The organism is Pseudoclavibacter sp. Z016 (genome assembly GCF_002931215.1).
Taxonomy (GTDB): Bacteria; Actinomycetota; Actinomycetes; order Actinomycetales; family Microbacteriaceae; genus Pseudoclavibacter.
In genome coordinates this window covers 223,526-240,119 of the sequence record NZ_PSTU01000015.1, presented here as the reverse complement: position 1 = coordinate 240,119, position 16,594 = coordinate 223,526, and the positions used below count along the sequence as shown (strand labels likewise).

Below are 16,594 nucleotides of genomic sequence, written 5' to 3'. Positions count from 1 at the left end.
CGCGACGTGTGGTTATAGTCTGCGTAACCGATTAACCACGAACAATGAGGTGACATGGACCAACGAGGGTTCTACAAGCCGGACGGAGCTTGGGTAGGCGACGTGATCCCGTGGCAGGAAGGTGGACGCTTCCACCTCTTCTACCTCCACGAGACCCGTGAAGCCCCGAAGGCTGGCATGCCCTGGCACCGCATCGAGTCGGACAACGTCGTCGACTTCTCCGAGACCGGGGTCGCGCTCGCATCGGGTGGTCCAGAGGCCGCCGACTTCAACGTCTACACGGGCAGCGTCGTGCTCGACCAGAACGGCCACCACCACCTGTTCTACACGGGGCAGAACCCAGCCATCACCGGCCAGGATGGTCGGGCGCTTCAGGTGGTCATGCACGCAACAAGCTCGGACGGTATGCGCACCTGGGAGCGTCACCCCGCACACACATTCGGCGCTACACCCGGCTACGAAACCGGTGACTGGCGCGATCCGTTCGTGTTGTGGGATGCCGATCAGCAGCTCTGGCGGATGCTCATCACTGCTCGCCACGAGCACGGTCCCGATCGACGCCGCGGTGTCATCGCGCAGTGCACCTCGAAGGACCTCACGACTTGGCATGCTGCTGCGCCGTTCTGGGACCCGCGGCAGTACGTCGCGCACGAGTGCCCAGAGGTGTTTCAGTGGGGCGACTGGTGGTACCTCGTGTACTCGGAGTTCAGCGATGCTTTCGCCACCCGCTACCGGATGTCGCGCAGCCTCGAAGGTCCCTGGCAGGTCCCGGAACATGACACCCTTGACGGGCGGGCCTACTACGCGGCGAAATCTGCAGAACGAGAAGGCCGACGCTTCTTCTTCGGTTGGATCGCAACGCGGGAGGGGTCACGCGACGACGGCCCCTGGCAGTGGGCGGGCACCCTGTCCGTGCTCGAAGCGGAACAAGCGTCCGATGGGACACTCGCGTTCCATCCGGCGGCCGAGCTCCGAGAGACGTTCGACACGCTTGCCGGTTCAGGCGGCATCACACCAGGGACGGTGCTTGCCGCGTCGGACGGCTACGCCGAGGTGCTGACCGACCGAGACGCGCCGAGCTCTGCCCGCGTGCGCGCGCGATTCGACATCACGCAGGACACCACTGAATGCGGCGTCCTGCTGCGGGCAAGCGCAGACGGCGACACGGGATACCGACTGCGCCTCGAACCGAAGAGGAATCGCCTCGTCTTCGATCGCTGGCCGCGGGCATCGACCGGCACCGAGCAGTGGCACATCTCCGGGGATGTTCCCCACATCGTGGAACTCGAACGACCCTGCTCCCTCGACGCGGGCGTGCACGAGATCGAGGTCATCCTCGACGGTGAACTCTGCGTCGCGACCGTCGACAATGCCGTGGTCCTGAGCACTCGGCTCTACGACCTGCCCGCCGGCCGTCTGGGCGTCTTCGTCGCTGAGGGCACCGTCACCGTCGACAGCTTCATCATCCAGAGCCGCGACTCAGCGCCCCATTCGCCTTCCCCGCGCCATCAGCACCTCGTCACTACGGCGAGCTGACCTTCATCCACTGTCCCGATCAATCAACGGAGATCTCGATCATGTTCAGAACATCCAGGAAGACCGCCATCGTCGCGACCGTCGCGGCCGCGGCGCTCGCACTCACGGCCTGCGCCGGTGGCGCTCAGAGCGTCGACCCGAGCAACGTAAATCCGGAGGGCGAGATCGTCCCCAGGGAGATCTCGTGGCTCCTGTCCAGGCCGGCTGACGGGGGTGTCATCACGGCAATGCAGCAGATCGCCGAAGAGTACGCCGCTGAACATCCCGGCTTTGCGCTCAACCTCATCACGACCCCCGATCGTCCCTCCTACATTCAAAAGTACGAGACGCTGGCCGCGGCCAACCAGCTTCCTGAGCTCTTCGACACGGACGCGACTCCGTTCGCCCAGAAGCTCGCCGGTCAGGGGCGGATGCTCGATATCGATGCGCTCCTGGAAGATCTCGGGCTTGCCGACGACTACCGCGAGACGGCGCTCAACTACCAACGGTTCGATGACGGGACGCTCCGCATGGTGCCGTTCGAGTTCCAGCTCGAGTTCTTCTGGTACAACCAGGCTCTTCTCGACCAAGCAGGCGTGCAGCTGCCCGCGACGCTCGATGACTTCCCAAAGGTGTGCGAGGGTCTGCGGGCGGCAGGGATCACCCCGATCGCCCTCAACGGACAGGACCAATGGCCGCTTGAACGTTACATGGCCTACTACCCGTTCCGCATGGTTGGTCCCGAATACGTCCAGGACCTGAAGAACGGAGACGCGAACTTCTCTGACCCGGCGGGACGCGCAGCTGCAGAATGGCTCTCCTCGCTTGGGCAGGCCGGCTGCTTCCAGGAAGGCTTCTCGTCCACGGGGTACGCCGATGCGCAAGCATTGTTCACCTCGGGCAAAGCGGCCATTTACAACACCGGCACCTGGGAGCTCGGCAACCTGGCCACCGAATCGCTGGATTCCGGCGTGCGGGACGACGTCGACTACTTCACTCTCCCCACCATCGACGGAGCCGTCACCGCCGACAACGAGTACGTCACGCCATCGGGAATCGGGATGGCCGTGAACACCAAGACCTATGATCCACTGGTTCGCGACTTCCTCGCGTTCGCACTCGAGCGATACCCGACGCTCTACGCCGCGACAGGTGCGATCTCCCCGACGGTCTCCGCAGAGACGGTTGTCCCGGGAGGCGCCACCCCGCTCTATGAGCAGGCAGTCTCCCAGGCCGACGACACCGGAGGCGCGATCGCCATGCCGTGGGACACCCAGCTCGACCCAGCCACCAACACGCGGCTTCAGCAGGAGTTGACCTTGCTGGTGCAGGGGGACATCACTCCGGACCAGTTCGTGGAGACCATGGACGCCGCGATCTCGGAGAACCGCGTTGAGTAACGCAGCCCCCGCAGAGAATCACGGTCCTCGCCCGCGTCGTCAGAAGAAGCCGTTCGCCTCGATGCTCCCACTCCGATCTCGTCTCTCGGTGCTGGTCTTCCTCCTCCCGCCGCTGCTCCTCTACAGTGCTGCGGTCCTGCTGCCGATCGTGCAGTCACTGATCCTGAGCTTCTACCGCTGGGACGGCATCACGAACATGGTCTTCGTGGGTCTCGACAACTACGTGAAGATGTTCACGCGCGATGATGTCTTCTGGACGTCGTTCGTGAACGCCCTCGGGTATCTGGTCATCTGTCTTGTGCTGCAGCTCGGCGGCGCACTCGCGGTCGCGGGGCTTCTCACTGCGATGCCGAGAGCACGGGAGCTCGTGAAGACGCTCTACCTCCTGCCTGCCGTCATCTCAACGGTGGCGATCGCGTTCCTCTTCCAGCGCATCTACTCGCTGGAGCCAATCGGTCTGATCAACCAGCTCCTCGAATGGTTTGGTCTCGGGGCATGGCAGACTGCCTGGCTTTCCAACGTGCAGACAGTGCTTCTTGCGGTCTCGATTCCAGAGGGGTGGAGGTTCACGGGCCTGTACATGCTCATCATCTATGCAGCCCTCATCGCGGTTCCGAAAGAGCTCGAAGAGGCTGCTCGTCTCGATGGGGCGTCCTGGTGGCAGGTCTTCTGGCGAATCCGATTCCCCTACATTCGGCCCGTCTGGATCACAACCACGATCATGGCGACCACCTTCGCGCTGCGTGGTTTCGATATCCCGTACCTCCTGACCAACGGTGGGCCAGGACAGTCGTCGGAGCTCCTGACCACCTACATGTACAAGACAGCTTTCGTGCACACCGACTACGGCTACGCCAGCGCGATCTCCGTGTTCATCGTTGTCGAGTGCCTCGTCGCTGTTGGTCTCATCTTCCTGCTTCTCCGTAGAAGGGACGCCTCATGACCGCGACACGTGTTCTCACCCCCGCCACGTCGCCAGTGGAACCCCAGCCAGCGCCAATACCAGGGCCGCGTCGCTCGCGTTCACCCCGACCGCCGCGAGTGCGGGTCCAGCGAACGCTCCTCACCGTGACCGTCGTGCTTATCGTGCTGGCGCAGGTGTATCCCCTGGCGTGGCTCTTCGTCACGAGCTTCCGCACGGCTGCGGATTTCGCCGGCGGAAATCCCTTCGCGCTTCCGGCGGAGTTCACGCTCGAGAACTACTCGCGAGCGTTCGCCACCGGCAACCTCTGGCTCAACATCGCGAATAGCTTCATCGTCACGCTCGGTTCGAGTGCGCTCATCGTGATCGCGGGAATGATGGCTGCGTTCGCTCTCCAGGTGCTCGGGTTCCGACTCAGCGGACTTGTTCGAGGGCTCTTCCTGCTGGGCATCATCGTGCCCGTGCAGATTGCGCTTGTGCCGCTGTTCATCGACTACTCGCAGATCGGGCTGCTCGACACGCACATGTCGATGATCATCCCTCTCGCCGCATTCGCGATGCCGATGGCGGTCTACCTGTTCTCCTCGTTCTACGAGTACATTCCACGCGAGATGTACGAGGCCGCATCCCTCGACGGGGCTGGACCGTACCGTATCTTCACCCAGATCACGTTCCCGCTTTCCGTGAACACGATCATCACGGTTGTCCTCGTCAACAGCATCTTCATCTGGAACGACTTCATCTTCGCGAACACCTTCGTGCTGTCGGATGGGCTCAAGACGATCCCACTCGGACTGCAGAACTATATTGGCGCGATGGGCAACACCGACTGGACGGCAACGTTCGCTGCCGTCTGCGTCACCGTGACGCCGCTGCTTCTCGTCTTCCTTGTGCTGAACAAGGCCATGATCAGCGGCCTTGAGAGTGGAGCGACCAAGGGATGAACTTGTCCGAGCACCCTAAGAACGGGCCCCCCGTGACCATGCGCGAGGTTGCCAAGGCGGCGGGAGTGTCCGTCGCCACGGTCTCCCATGTCGTCAACAACAAGAAGGGCGCGCGCATCGGCGAGGATGCGCGCCGCCGAGTGCAGCACGTTGTCGCTGAACTCGGATACCGTCCGAATGCGCTGGCCAAAACCCTCTCACAGGGGACGTCTCGCTTCATCGGGCTGGTCGCCGATGCCATCGCGACGACCCCGTTCGCCGGCCAGATCATCCACGGAGCCCAGGACGAAGCATGGAAACACGGCTACATCCTGCTCGTCGCCAACACGGAGAGCAACGCGGCGGCGGAGAGTGAGGCGATCGCCATGATGCTGGAGCATCAGGTGCACGGCATCCTCTACTCCACCTGGTATCACCGAGGAATCACGCCCCCGGAGGGCCTCGAGAAGACCGAGACCGTGCTGGTGAACTGCTACGCCCTCGATGGCGGCTACCCCGCGGTCGTTCCCGACGAGTACCAGGGCGGACGAGCCGCAACTGCAGCGCTGCTGGCAGCAGGGCATCAACGCATCGCGTTCATCAACACGACGACCGAATCGCCCGCCCAGTCCGGTCGCCTCGCGGGGTACCGGGCAGCGCTCGAGGCTTCCGGGGTCCCATTCGACGACTCGCTGGTCTTTCCCGCGTCACCGCAGCAGGAAGGTGGTTATGCGAGTACCGATGGCGTGCTGAGAACCGGTGCCACCGGAGTGTTCTGCCACAACGACCGCGTCGCGATGGGCCTCTACGACGGACTCCGCGAACGTGGCCTGCGCATCCCCGAGGACATCGCCGTCATGGGCTTCGACAATCAGGACGTGATCGCTGCCCACCTCAGGCCGCCCCTCTCGACGGTTGCGCTCCCGCACTACGAGCTTGGAGCGCAAGGCGTTCGGCTGCTGCTCGGACTCGAGAGCTCCACTCCGGATTCTCCGCAGCTCATCGACTGCCCACCGATCGCGCGGAGCTCCGTCTGATGGCTGGCAGCTCTCGCCGTGCAGCAGACCCCACCGTGCCGCGCCCGATCGTCCACTTCGCCCCTGAGCGTCACTGGATGAACGATCCGAATGGGCTCATCCACCACGGTGGCCTCTGGCACGTGTACTTCCAGTGCAACCCGGAAGGCAACGACTGGGGAAACATGAGCTGGGGCCACGCCAGCAGCAGCGATCTGCTCTCCTGGACCGAGCATCCTCTTGCCCTTCGTCACAGCCCAACCGAGCAGATCTACTCAGGGTCGATCGTGCGCGACCCCAGCAGCGATGACAACCGACTGCGAGCGATCTACACGAGCGCCTACTCCAACGGCAAGCAAGCCCAGTCCGAGGCCACGAGCACAGACGGAGGGTTGACGTGGACGCAGAATCCGCAGAACCCGATTCTCGATCGAGGCACATCGAACTTTCGTGATCCGAAGGTCATCAGGTACGCCGATGCCGAAGGTCGAGAACGATGGGTGCTCCTCGCCGTCGAAGCAGAGGACCGGCAAGTGCTGTTCTACCGCTCCGACGACCTGGAGACCTGGGACTACCTGAGTTCGTTCGGGCCTATCGGGCCGACCGGCGTGGTGTGGGAGTGTCCGGATCTTGTTCAGCTTCCGCTCGACGGCGACCCGGAACGTGCTCGCTGGGTACTGACTCTGAGCACCAATCCCGTCGGTGACCAGCCCGACAGGACTGGGTCGTCGATGAGCTACGTCGTCGGTGACTTCGACGGGCACACGTTCACGGCGGAGGCCCCAGGGCTCCGCCGCCTCGACCACGGGCGCGATTTCTATGCCGGCGTCACCTTCGCCGATGCGCCGAGCGACGGGCCGATCATGCTCGGTTGGATGAGCAACTGGCGATACGCCGATCAGTTCCCGTCAGCGCCTTGGCGAGGAGCCATGTCGTTGCCTCGAGAGCTTTCGCTTCGCGAACTGCGCGGACATGCGCAGCTGGTCCAGCGCCCGCTGGGGCTTGATGAGGCGCTGTTGCGGTCGGACCAGGTCAGTGGGCTTGCCCCCGCTAAGAGCACTTCGTGGACTATGGGCGCCCACTCAGTGATCGACCTCGCTTGGGAACCGTGTCGTACCGGCAACGCGAAGCTTGTGCTGCACGGCGAGGATGACTTCGTCGAGATGGCGCACGATGTCGACTCGGGTGAGCTCATCATCGCTCGAGGTGGGCGATCGTCAGAGGCTGTGCATCCGGACTTCCCGTCCTCGATCTGCATGCCCCTTGATGCCTCGGCGCCTCTGCGCCTCCTCATCTGTCTCGACGGGCCGCTTCTCGAGGTGTTCGCGAACGATGGGCAGCACGTGGCATCGCACCTCGTTCTCCTCGGAGGGGGTTCGGTGAGCGCCTCGCTCACGACAGGGCAAGCTGCGCTTGTCACCGTGGCCGTTGGCGAGCTCGAGGGTGCGCGCCAGGGCTGAGGGAACCCGGAATCCCGATGTTGGGCGGCGTAGTCCCGTCTCCGAGCCGGGATGGTGCGCCCCCTCAGGCGTCGCGGAGCCGCTCGTGCAGCTCCGCGACGCGGGCGCGGATGTCGTCTCGCACGAGGCGCATCCGCTCCATGCCGACGATCCCGCGCGTGGATGGCTCGTCCGTGATCCACCGCTCGACCGGCACGCTCGTGTCCTCGGGCAGCTGCGCCTCGTCGCCGAGGATCACCACGAGGTCGGCGCCGGCGAGCATCGCCGGTGTGAGCGGCTTCGGATGCTCGTCGCCGACGTCGATCCCGAGCTCGGCAAGCGACTCGACCGACTCGACGTTGAGCGCCCCGCCTGGGGAGGTGCCGGCCGAGGAGACCTCGACCGTCTCGTCGGCGATCGCCCGCAGGAGGGCAGCCGCGAGCTGCGACTTGCCGCCGTTCTTCTTGCAGACGAAGACGACGCTCGTGGGAGTGGGGCTCATGCTGATCCGTTCGTCGAGGGTGGCCATGCAGCTCATCGTCGACGATACGGATGAACGCCGTCCGAGGGCCACGGGCGCCCCGCTCACCCCGCTCGTCCCTTGAGGCAGAATGGGGCGATGCAGGATCACGGTGCACCGGGACGCGACGAAGGTCCCGCGGGCGACACGAGCGCGGCGGTGTGCGTCGTCGAGTCGTGGCGGGTCGAGTCGGGGCGCGTCATCGCCGCCGCCGCGCACCGGCAGCGTTTCGAGCGCTCCGTCGCCGAGCTCTTCGGGGAGGCGGCAGCAGAGCGTCCCCCGCTCTGGGCCGGCAGCCCCGCTGGGCTCACCCCGGTCGAGGCTGACTGGCCTCGAATCTGGGCCGACGTCTTCGAGAGCACGCCCCTCACCGACGCCTGGTTCCCGCGACTCTCCGCCCGCCTCGACGACGGCCGCCTGCTCGTCGAGCTCACCCTGCGGCCGGCCCCGGAGGCGCGGCCCCTCACGAAGCTCAGCACCCGCCTCGACGAGCGGCGCTGGCCGACGCTCAAGGGCCCCGACTTCCCGTCCCTCGCAGAGCTCAGGGCGAGCGTGCACGAGGAGGGTGCGGCCGATGCCCTGCTCGTCGACGAACGCGGCGCGATCACCGAGGCCGCCTACGGCACTGTCGTCGGCTGGCTCGGCGAGACCCTCGTGGTCCCCGCCGCGAGCCGCCGAGTGGCGGGGACGACCCTCGGCGTGCTCGAGAGACTCCTCGCCACAGCGGGCGTCACGCGCGTCGAGGGGGAGCTGCTCGCCGACCCGCTCGCCTCATCCGCTGAGCGCGGCTGGGATGAGCTCTGGTACCTCAACACGCTCCACGGCATCAGCCCCGTGTCCATGCTCGACGGCACACGCCTCGGCCTCGACGTCGCCCGCGTGCGCAGGTGGCGGCCTCGCCTGCACGAGACGAGCGCCGTGCCCCGGCAGGATGGGCGCTCGGCGTGATCGTCGTCGTCGACAACCGCGATTCGTACACCTACAACCTCGTCCAGCTGCTCCTGGAGCTCAGCGATCAGGAGGTGCGGGTCGTCGACGCCGGTGACATGCAGGCGGTGGATGCGTGCCGCGGCTGGGTCTCCGAGGGGCTCGTCGCCGGGGTCGTCATCTCGCCCGGCCCCGGGCATCCTGCCGAACCGGCCGACTTCGCGGGCTCGGCCGTCGTGCTCGACGCCGCACTCGCCGAGGAGCGCCTGCCCGTTCTCGGGGTGTGCCTCGGCCACGAGGGCATCGCCGTGCGGTACGGCGGGGAGGTCGTGCCGGCCCCCGAGGCGAAGCACGGGTGGCGCAGCCCCCTCTCACACGACGGGTCTGGCCCGTTCGCCGGCGTGCCCCAGGGCTCCCTCGTCACGAGGTACCACTCCCTGGTCGTCAGCGAGCCCCTGCCGTCAGGGCTGCGCGTCACGGCGCGCAGCGAGGACGGCGTCGTGCAGGGCCTCGAGGTCGAGGGCCGGCCGGTCTGGGGTGTGCAGTTCCACCCGGAGTCGATCGCGAGCGAGCATGGCCGGCAGATGGTCGCGAACTTCGTCGACGCCGTGGATGCGGCGGGGCTCGGCGCGCCCCCTCGCGGGGCTCGCGGCGCTCGTCGCGCTCGCGGTCAGCGCGACGCGAGCCGTCGCCCCGCGGAGATCGGGGCGTTCCCGCGGCCCGCAGCTCGCGAGCTGTTCGTCGCGAGCCGTGTCGTGCGCGGCCCGCAGCCGGAGGGCACGGCCGCAGCCGAGGCCGCCGCCGCGGTCATCTACCGCGAGGTGCTCCGCCGAGGCTCTGCCAGCGTCTGGGTGGATGTGCCCGACGACACAGGCAGGCAGGCGCGGTTCAGCATCCTCGCCGACGACGCCCCAATCGGTATCGGGACCTGCCCCGCGCACGCCGCTCGCCTCGACGGCTCAGATGAGGCAGCGCACGAGACCGAGCCGGGCTGCGAGACGTGCGAGCCCGCTCGAGTGCTGCGCTTGGACGGCGACGGGAGCTTCGAGACCGTGCAGCGGGAGCTCGAGGCCATGCGCGCCGTCGGGGGCGACGGGCTCGCGTTTCGCGGCGGGCTGCTCGGCTACTTCGGGTACGAGCTCGGGGTGCGGATGCTCGGCGTGCTGCCCCGGGAGGCGGAGGAGACCGCGTCCCCCCTCCCCGACGCGTGGTGGCTCGACCCGCGGCGCGCGGTGCTCGTCGACCGCGCAACTGGCGCAGTCACCGTCGTCGCGACCGCGTCGAGCGGCGCGCTCGCGGAGGCCGGCGCCGAGCGCTTCAGCGCCGAAGTCGGCGAGGCCCTCGAGGCGTCAGGCGGCGAGCGGCGGCAGGCTCTCCCCGACGCGGGACGCGCCCCGGCGATGTCCCTGGGCCCCGACGCCCTCGCCGCCGGCGCCTGGCATACGTCGAGAGAGCAGTACGCCGCCGACATCGAACGCTGCCGCGAGCATCTCCTCGCGGGGGACTCGTACGAACTGTGCCTGACCAACGAGTTCCGGCCGCACGACGACCCCGACCCGCTCAGCCTGTTCCTGGAGGTGCGCGCCGCCGACCCGGCGCCCTACGCCGCACTGCTCGAGTTCGACGGCGGCGCGGTCGTGAGCGCGTCCCCCGAGCGGTTCCTGCGCGGCACCCCGGACGGGGAGTACGAGACGAAGCCCATCAAGGGCACCGCGGCTCGCGCCTCAGACCCCCTCGCCGACGCCGCCGCGGCCAGAGACCTGGCCAACGACCCGAAGGTCTTCGCCGAGAACCTCATGATCGTCGACTTGCTGCGCAACGACCTGGGCCGCGTCTGCACCCCCGGCTCGGTGCATGTGCCGAGCCTCATGGCCGTCGAGTCGTATACGACCGTGCACCAGCTGGTCACGACCGTTCGCGGTTCGGCCCCCGGCGTGCCGCCGCTCGACGTCGTGCGGGCGCTATTCCCGGGCGGATCCATGACCGGGGCGCCGAAGCTGCGCAGCGTCGAGCTGCTGCGCGACATCGAAGGCCGCGACCGTGGCGTCTACTCCGGTGCGCTCGGCGTGCTGGGCGCCGACGGATCGACCGAGCTGAGCATCGTCATCCGCACCGCCGTCCGGGATGCGCGCGGCTGGTCGATCGGCGCGGGAGGCGCGATCGTGCTCGCGAGCGACCCGGAATCCGAGACCCTCGAGGTCGAGCTCAAGGCGAGCGCCCTGCGACGCGCGTTCACGCGCGCCGTCTCGCGCTGACGCGTCCGGGCGGAGCGGGCGCGATCAGGCGACGCGGGTGCCCGGCGGCAGCCGCTTCGCGGGTGTCCGTGTGCGCGCCCAGGCGCCGAAGAGCAGGCCCCCGGCGAGCACCAGCTGGAGCGCCAGACCGACGAACCAGGTGGGGACCGTCGAATCGAGCACCTCCTGCGACGTCGGGCCGGGCTCGAAGTTCGAGCCAGTCGGGTCAGCGCAGCCGTCGTAGCGCTGCTCGCCCATCTCCGGGGGAATCTGCGACTGACGCAGCAGCAGCTTCGCGCCGGAGAAGAAATCGTCTGGCTGATCGCTCGCGCCGAATGAGACCGGCGTCGCGTCCGTCAGCACCGCGAACGGATTCGCGGCCAGCACGCCCCAGACGAGGTCGTAGCGCGGAGCCTCGTAGGTGTACGTCTCCCAGTCGCCGCACGTGAAGCTGTTCTCGTCGAAGGGCTGCTCCTCGCCGAACTCCGCATAGACGGGGTACCGGGAGGTGTTCGTCACCTCCGCCGTCACCGCAGCACCACCCAGGCCGAACGCGATGCCCGTGCCCACCGTGAGCGCGGCGATCGTCAGATAGCTCGCCGCCACAGAGAAGAGCGGCCTGGCCAGGATGCCGCTGAAGCCGACGCCGATAGCGGCCACGACGCCCACCTCGACGAGCAGCACCAGCAGCGAGACGACCACCTGCACGGGAGCGACGGCCCCCACGAGCCCGGCGAAGATCAGGAACGGCGCCGCGACCGCCAGGAACGCGAGCCCGGTCACCCAGGCGGCCAGGAACTTCGCCGCCACGATCTCGGCTGTCGTCGCGAGCGTCACCTGGATGGGCGCGAGCGTCGCCGCGTCCCGATCGCCGTTGATCGCGTTGCCGCTGAGCGTCGGCGAGACCAGCAGAGCGAGCAGCAGCACGAAGTACACGACGATCGAGTACATCCACGACCCCGACTCCTGCAGGTCGCCGAAGACCACCACCGAGAGCGCGGTCATGCCGAGGAGCAGCACGGCGAAGATGCCGAGCAGCACGTACCAGGCGACGTTGCGGAGGCGCTGGCGCAGTTCGAGGGTGACAAGCGTCGTGACGCGGGCGGGGCTCATGACTGTTCTCCGAGGTCGAGGTAGGTGTGCTCGATGTCGCCAAGCGCCGGGGCGAACTCCGCGACGTCGATGCCGGCGGTGAGGATCGCGCGCAGGCCGGCCGCGGCCGCGGCGTCAGAGGAGAACGGGACGAGGAACCCGGTCCGTTCGGCGCGGATGCCCGGAGCTCCGGTCCCCAGCACCGCCGCCAGCTGATCAGGCCCGACGCCCTCCGTCAGCACGCGCACCCGCCACTGTCGCTCCCGCGCCGACGCCTGCGCGAGCCGGTCGGCCCGCACCGTCACGCCCGCCTCGATGAAGACGGCATCGTCGACGATCTCGTCGAGCTCGGACAGCACATGGCTCGAGATGAGGATCGTGGAACCGGCCGCCGCAAGCTCCCGCAGGTGCTCGCGCAGGCCGACCCTCGCTCGCGCATCCAGGCCGGAAGCGGGCTCGTCGAGGAGCAGCACGCTCGGGGCGTGCACCAGCGAGCGCGCAAGCCCGAGGAGCTGCTTCTGCCCGCGGGACAGCACGCGAGCCTGCACCTTCGCGAGGTCGCTGAGGCCGACCCGGGCGAGGAGCTCGGTGGCGCGGGCATCCGCCGCGGCGCGCGGCAGGTCGTAGAGGCGTGCCGTCGTCACGAGCGTGTCGTGCACCGACAGCGACGGCCAGGCGCCGAGCGCGTCCGGCATCCAGCCGAGCTGCGCCCGCACCTCGGCTGTCGCCGTCGACGGGTCGAGGCCGTTGATGCGGATCGTCCCCGCATCCGGTCGCAGCAGCGAGGCCAGCATCAGCAGCAGCGTCGTCTTGCCGGAGCCGTTCGGGCCGACGAGCCCCGTGACCGCTCCAGCGCGCGCCGTGAAGCTCACATCGCGGACCGCGTGCGCTGCGCCGAAAGAGCGCCTGACATTCTCGACGAGGATTCCGCGTTCTGACATGCGGCCAAACGTAGCGAGCGGATGCGACGCCACGCTGAGAGGCGGCGCGCGTCGGGCTGACCAGCATCAGTGCAGGATCAGCCTGTTTCGGCGTCGCGGGCCCGATCTGGCCGCAGATCGCACTCATCGCGGACAGCCGCCGCCGATACACCCGCGTCGGGCAGCGCAACCGTCCGTCACACAGCGTCGCGAAGGTGGACCGCACGTGAGGGCTGTCACAGGATAGTCAGATGCTCGTGAGCCGCTCGGCTCCGAACAACACCCGACAGCAAGCTCGACAACCTGGAAGGAGTTCGCACATGTGCCGTCTGCTCGCTTACGCAGCCCCACGTGACACCACCGTCACGAAGGTGATCGGAGACATGAACAGCGACGCCTTCCAGCGCATGACCAGCGTGCACAACGACGGCTGGGGCACCGCCTGGCTCGCCGCCGGCTTCGGCGAGACGCAGCGCGAGATCGAATCCCTGCGCATCTCCACGCCCGGCCAGAACGACCCGCTGCTGTCGACGCTCCTCTCGGACGCCCCCTCCAACGCCCGCATCGTGCACCTGCGCCTCGCGACCGACGACTTCAAACGGACCAAGGTGAACACGCACCCGTTCGTCGCCGAGGGCCTCGCCTTCGCGCACAACGGCTCGATCGTCCCCACCTGGCGCTTCGACGACCTGCTCCGCCCCGAGATCCGCGCCACGGTGGCCGGCGACACCGACAGCGAGCTGTACTTCGGCCTCGTCCGGCAGAACGTGCGCGACGGCCTCTCCCTCGAGGAGGCGGCCACCGCCGCCGTCCGCGTGCTGCGCGACGAGTTCCCCGAGTCGAGCCTCAACGCGACCATCCTCTCCGCAGACGAGCTCGTGGTCGTCCACGCCTCGAGCACTGCACACGTCACGGAAGCGACGTTCGCGCGCTACGGCATCGACGCATCCACCCTCCCCAACGGGCACACCGACGAGTACTACCGGTTGAGCATGCTCCGCGCCGCCGACGGAACCACCGTCTTCTCGTCGACCGGCATCGACACGGCCGGCTGGACCTCGGTGCCCGAGGACACGATCTCCCGCATCGACCTCTCGTCGCTCGACTTCACGCAGCGCGCGCTCTTCTCGAGCGCCGCGGAAGCACGCGGAGCAGCGGGTCGTGCTGCTGGCGTCGCCGCTCCCACACCCCCGCGTCTCGTCGCCGTCTAGGCCCGCGCCCCACCGCCTCCGCCGGCCGCCTCTCTGGGGCGTGGGTCTCCCCGCGCGTACACTGGCTGGCGTGTCTGTGAACCCTGAACTTGCCGGCCGCCGGTACGAGCTCCCCGAGCCGTACCTCGTGGGCCGAGAGCACATCCGCTCGTTCGCGAAGGCCGTGCTGGCCTCGCACCCGACGCACTTCGACGTCGACGCAGCCCGTGCTGCCGGGTACGCCGACCTCGTCGCACCCGCCACGTTCCCTGCCGTGCTGCAGGATGCGGGGCTGCAGCTCCTGCTCTCCGACCCCGAGGCGCAGATCGAGCTGTCGCACATCGTGCACGGCGACGAGCGCTTCACCTACGAGCGCCCGATCGTCGCGGGCGACGAGCTGCGCGCCGCTCTCGAGGTGAAGAGCGTCAAGTCGCTCGGCGGCAACTCCATGATCAGCGCTCAGACGGTGCTGACGGATGCGGCGGGCGAGCAGGTCGTCACCGCATCGGCAACCCTCGTCGTCCGCGCAACGCCCACCGAGAGCGAGTGACCGCATGACTGACAGGATCTCCGTCGCGCAGCTTCCGCGCCCCGACTTCACGAGCCTCGAAGTCGGAACCGTCATCGCGGAGCGCACCGTCACGCTCACCCGCGACACCCTCGTGCGCTACGCGGGCGCGTCTGGCGACTTCAACCCCATCCACTACCGCGACGACGTGGCCGAAGCGGTCGGGCTGCCCGGTGTGCTCGCGCACGGGATGCTCACCATGGGTGTCGCGTTGCAGCCCGTCGTCGACGCCCTCGGCGACCCTGGCCGCGTCGTCGACTACCAGGTGCGCTTCACGCGGCCCGTCGTCGTCGACCCGCAGACCGGCGCGGAGGTGTCGATCGTCGCGAAGATCGGTCAGCTCGCCGGCGAGGACGGCGTCGGTCGCATCGACCTCGTCGTGTCCTTCGGCGGGCAGACGGTGCTCGCGAAGTCGCAGGTGCGCGCCGACTTCCGCGGCGAGGTTCCCGCCGTGCTGCCCGCAGAGGCCACCGCGTGACGAGGCTCTCCGAGCTCACGACCACGCAGGTCGGTGGGGAGGCGACGCAGCTCGTCGCCCCCGCGACGCGCCCTGAGCTGATCGCCGCGGCCGAGGAGCTGTTCGCGAACCACGAGCAGCCGCTGATCCTCGGCGGTGGTTCCAACACCATCGCCACCGACGACCGCATCGACGAACCCGTGCTGCACGTCGTGACGAAGGGCATCCACCAGCTGGACGGGCCCGTCGACAAGGTGGGCCAGGCTCGCGTGCGCATCGACGCCGGCGAGTCGTGGAGCGCCCTCGTCGACTACGCCGTCGCTCGCAACTGGAGCGGCATCGAGGCGCTCGCCGGCATTCCCGGCTCCGTCGGCGCGACCCCCGTGCAGAACATCGGGGCGTACGGGCAGGAGCTCTCCGATGTGCTCGCTCGCATCGAGTTCTACGACGCCGACGCAGACACGGTGCGCTGGATCAACGCCGCCGACCTCGGTCTCGGCTACCGCACCTCCGCGATCAAGCGCGGCGAGTTGCGAGGCGTCGTGACTCGCGTCGAACTCGACCTCGTCGAGATGCCGGAGGGCCAGAGCGAACCGGTCCGGTACGACCAGCTCGCGCGCGCGCTCGACGTGCCCCTCGGCGAGCGGATGCCCGTGCACGTCGTCCGCGACGCTGTCATCCGCCTGCGCGCCTCGAAGGGCATGGTGCTGGATGCGCACGACCGCGACTCCGTCTCGTCCGGTTCCTTCTTCATGAACCCGATCGTCCGCTCCTCGTTCGCGAGCGAGCTGCCCGAGATGCCGAAGTTCGACGCGGGCAAGGACGAAGACGGCTCCCCGCTCGTGAAGCTCAGCGCTGCGTGGCTCATCGACCACGCCGGTGTGCAGAAGGGCTTCTCGCTGCCGGGCTCGAACGCCGCCATCTCATCGAAGCACACGCTCGCGATCACGAACCGCGGCGGTGCGACTGCCGAGCAGATCGTGGAGCTCGCCCGCTTCGTCCGTGCGCGCGTCGAAGCGGAATGCGGCGTGCGGCTCGTCAACGAGCCTGTCCTCGTCGACCTGACGATCTAGGCACAGCCGGGCGAGAGCAGCCGGGTGAGCCGGAAGCCCCGAAGCGCTGCACGCGCTTCGGGGCTTCCCTCTCGGTGCACCCAGCGTCCGCTCGGGACGCGTGTCAGTGGTGCATGCACTGCGCGCACCAGGCGCGGAGTGCGTCCTGCTCGCGGCGGGCGCGCTCCGAACTGTTGCGGCGCCGACGATGCTGCTCGGCGTGGTCCAGTTCGGGTTCTTGACGCCGCGCGCTGCGCATGAGCAGCCACAGTGCGACGCGCAGCTCGATGCGGTGGAGCAGCGAAGGCTGCACCGCGGAGGTGGGCGTGGACGCGGATGTGGGCGTGATCGTGACGTGCACGGTGCTCGGGTTTGAGGTGTGGACGGTGGTCAGGACGTGATTCATGAGAGTGGTCTCT

Annotated in this window: 16 protein-coding genes; 12 read left to right on the top strand and 4 right to left on the bottom strand. The window is 68.1% G+C overall.

The genetic code is table 11. The features are described 5' to 3' along the window. Positions 1–54: 54 nt before the first annotated feature. From C5B99_RS14535 to C5B99_RS14510, 6 genes are all read left to right on the top strand, one after another. Positions 55–1,536 carry a family 43 glycosylhydrolase gene (locus C5B99_RS14535; protein ID WP_104243295.1) on the top strand — a complete coding sequence of 494 codons (1,482 nt, stop codon included), beginning with the start codon at positions 55–57 and terminating at the stop codon, positions 1,534–1,536. Between the two features lie 41 nt (positions 1,537–1,577). Beyond that, complete coding sequence (locus C5B99_RS14530; RefSeq protein ID WP_104243293.1) at positions 1,578–2,915, top strand: ABC transporter substrate-binding protein; 1,338 nt, start codon at positions 1,578–1,580, stop codon at positions 2,913–2,915. A gap of 61 nt (positions 2,916–2,976) precedes the next feature. Further along, positions 2,977–3,858 carry a carbohydrate ABC transporter permease gene (locus C5B99_RS14525; protein WP_104243292.1) on the top strand — a complete coding sequence of 294 codons (882 nt, stop codon included), beginning with the start codon at positions 2,977–2,979 and terminating at the stop codon, positions 3,856–3,858. Continuing rightward, entirely contained in the window at positions 3,855–4,781 is a 927-nt protein-coding gene (locus C5B99_RS14520; RefSeq protein ID WP_104243290.1) for a carbohydrate ABC transporter permease, read from the top strand. Before C5B99_RS14525 ends, C5B99_RS14520 begins: the two co-directional genes overlap by 4 nt. Positions 4,782–4,819: 38 nt before the next feature. Beyond that, positions 4,820–5,797, top strand: coding sequence for a LacI family DNA-binding transcriptional regulator (locus C5B99_RS14515; RefSeq protein ID WP_308471596.1), 978 nt, complete (start codon positions 4,820–4,822; stop codon positions 5,795–5,797). Then, positions 5,797–7,236 carry a glycoside hydrolase family 32 protein gene (locus tag C5B99_RS14510; RefSeq protein WP_104243286.1) on the top strand — a complete coding sequence of 480 codons (1,440 nt, stop codon included), beginning with the start codon at positions 5,797–5,799 and terminating at the stop codon, positions 7,234–7,236. The genes C5B99_RS14515 and C5B99_RS14510 overlap by 1 nt, the downstream gene beginning before the upstream one ends. Positions 7,237–7,300: 64 nt before the next feature. On the opposite strand, the gene C5B99_RS14505 is transcribed toward C5B99_RS14510, so the two are convergent. Beyond that, positions 7,301–7,744, bottom strand: coding sequence for a low molecular weight phosphatase family protein (locus tag C5B99_RS14505; protein ID WP_258063377.1), 444 nt, complete (start codon positions 7,742–7,744; stop codon positions 7,301–7,303). A gap of 90 nt (positions 7,745–7,834) precedes the next feature. Between C5B99_RS14505 and C5B99_RS14500 the strand changes: the two genes are divergently transcribed. Both C5B99_RS14500 and C5B99_RS14495 read left to right on the top strand, forming a co-directional pair. Beyond that, positions 7,835–8,683, top strand: a complete 849-nt coding sequence (locus C5B99_RS14500; RefSeq protein WP_104243284.1) for an aminotransferase class IV — start codon at positions 7,835–7,837, stop codon at positions 8,681–8,683. Then, the gene (locus C5B99_RS14495; RefSeq protein ID WP_146082016.1) at positions 8,680–10,917 is read left to right on the top strand and encodes a chorismate-binding protein; all 2,238 of its coding nucleotides are present in this window, start codon (positions 8,680–8,682) and stop codon (positions 10,915–10,917) included. Before C5B99_RS14500 ends, C5B99_RS14495 begins: the two co-directional genes overlap by 4 nt. Positions 10,918–10,941: 24 nt before the next feature. On the opposite strand, the gene C5B99_RS14490 is transcribed toward C5B99_RS14495, so the two are convergent. After that, on the bottom strand, positions 10,942–12,009 hold the full coding sequence (locus C5B99_RS14490) for an ABC transporter permease (RefSeq protein WP_104243280.1): 1,068 nt from the start codon (positions 12,007–12,009) through the stop codon (positions 10,942–10,944). Continuing rightward, entirely contained in the window at positions 12,006–12,929 is a 924-nt protein-coding gene (locus C5B99_RS14485) for an ABC transporter ATP-binding protein (RefSeq protein ID WP_104243278.1), read from the bottom strand. Before C5B99_RS14485 ends, C5B99_RS14490 begins: the two co-directional genes overlap by 4 nt. 299 nt (positions 12,930–13,228) lie before the next feature. Between C5B99_RS14485 and C5B99_RS14480 the strand changes: the two genes are divergently transcribed. From C5B99_RS14480 to C5B99_RS14465, 4 genes are all read left to right on the top strand, one after another. Continuing rightward, positions 13,229–14,119 carry a class II glutamine amidotransferase gene (locus C5B99_RS14480; RefSeq protein ID WP_181065029.1) on the top strand — a complete coding sequence of 297 codons (891 nt, stop codon included), beginning with the start codon at positions 13,229–13,231 and terminating at the stop codon, positions 14,117–14,119. A 70-nt stretch (positions 14,120–14,189) separates the two neighbouring features. After that, a complete protein-coding gene (locus C5B99_RS14475; RefSeq protein WP_104243274.1) occupies positions 14,190–14,648 on the top strand; it encodes a MaoC family dehydratase N-terminal domain-containing protein in 459 nt (152 codons plus the stop codon). Between the two features lie 4 nt (positions 14,649–14,652). Continuing rightward, a complete protein-coding gene (locus C5B99_RS14470; protein WP_104243272.1) occupies positions 14,653–15,144 on the top strand; it encodes a MaoC/PaaZ C-terminal domain-containing protein in 492 nt (163 codons plus the stop codon). Beyond that, the gene (locus C5B99_RS14465) at positions 15,141–16,196 is read left to right on the top strand and encodes a UDP-N-acetylmuramate dehydrogenase (protein ID WP_104243270.1); all 1,056 of its coding nucleotides are present in this window, start codon (positions 15,141–15,143) and stop codon (positions 16,194–16,196) included. The genes C5B99_RS14470 and C5B99_RS14465 overlap by 4 nt, the downstream gene beginning before the upstream one ends. Before the next feature lie 103 nt (positions 16,197–16,299). Here C5B99_RS14465 and C5B99_RS14460 read toward each other — a convergent pair whose 3' ends face one another. Next, positions 16,300–16,581, bottom strand: coding sequence for a hypothetical protein (locus C5B99_RS14460; protein WP_104243268.1), 282 nt, complete (start codon positions 16,579–16,581; stop codon positions 16,300–16,302). Positions 16,582–16,594 lie beyond the last annotated feature (13 nt).

Coding starts and splice junctions, on each gene's coding strand:
- C5B99_RS14535 (WP_104243295.1), top strand. CDS start 55: ATGGACCAACGAGGGTTCTACAAGCCGGACGGAGCTTGGGTAGGCGAC.
- C5B99_RS14530 (WP_104243293.1), top strand. CDS start 1,578: ATGTTCAGAACATCCAGGAAGACCGCCATCGTCGCGACCGTCGCGGCC.
- C5B99_RS14525 (WP_104243292.1), top strand. CDS start 2,977: ATGCTCCCACTCCGATCTCGTCTCTCGGTGCTGGTCTTCCTCCTCCCG.
- C5B99_RS14520 (WP_104243290.1), top strand. CDS start 3,855: ATGACCGCGACACGTGTTCTCACCCCCGCCACGTCGCCAGTGGAACCC.
- C5B99_RS14515 (WP_308471596.1), top strand. CDS start 4,820: ATGCGCGAGGTTGCCAAGGCGGCGGGAGTGTCCGTCGCCACGGTCTCC.
- C5B99_RS14510 (WP_104243286.1), top strand. CDS start 5,797: ATGGCTGGCAGCTCTCGCCGTGCAGCAGACCCCACCGTGCCGCGCCCG.
- C5B99_RS14505 (WP_258063377.1), bottom strand. CDS start 7,744: ATGGCCACCCTCGACGAACGGATCAGCATGAGCCCCACTCCCACGAGC.
- C5B99_RS14500 (WP_104243284.1), top strand. CDS start 7,835: ATGCAGGATCACGGTGCACCGGGACGCGACGAAGGTCCCGCGGGCGAC.
- C5B99_RS14490 (WP_104243280.1), bottom strand. CDS start 12,009: ATGAGCCCCGCCCGCGTCACGACGCTTGTCACCCTCGAACTGCGCCAG.
- C5B99_RS14485 (WP_104243278.1), bottom strand. CDS start 12,929: ATGTCAGAACGCGGAATCCTCGTCGAGAATGTCAGGCGCTCTTTCGGC.
- C5B99_RS14480 (WP_181065029.1), top strand. CDS start 13,229: ATGTGCCGTCTGCTCGCTTACGCAGCCCCACGTGACACCACCGTCACG.
- C5B99_RS14470 (WP_104243272.1), top strand. CDS start 14,653: ATGACTGACAGGATCTCCGTCGCGCAGCTTCCGCGCCCCGACTTCACG.
- C5B99_RS14460 (WP_104243268.1), bottom strand. CDS start 16,581: ATGAATCACGTCCTGACCACCGTCCACACCTCAAACCCGAGCACCGTG.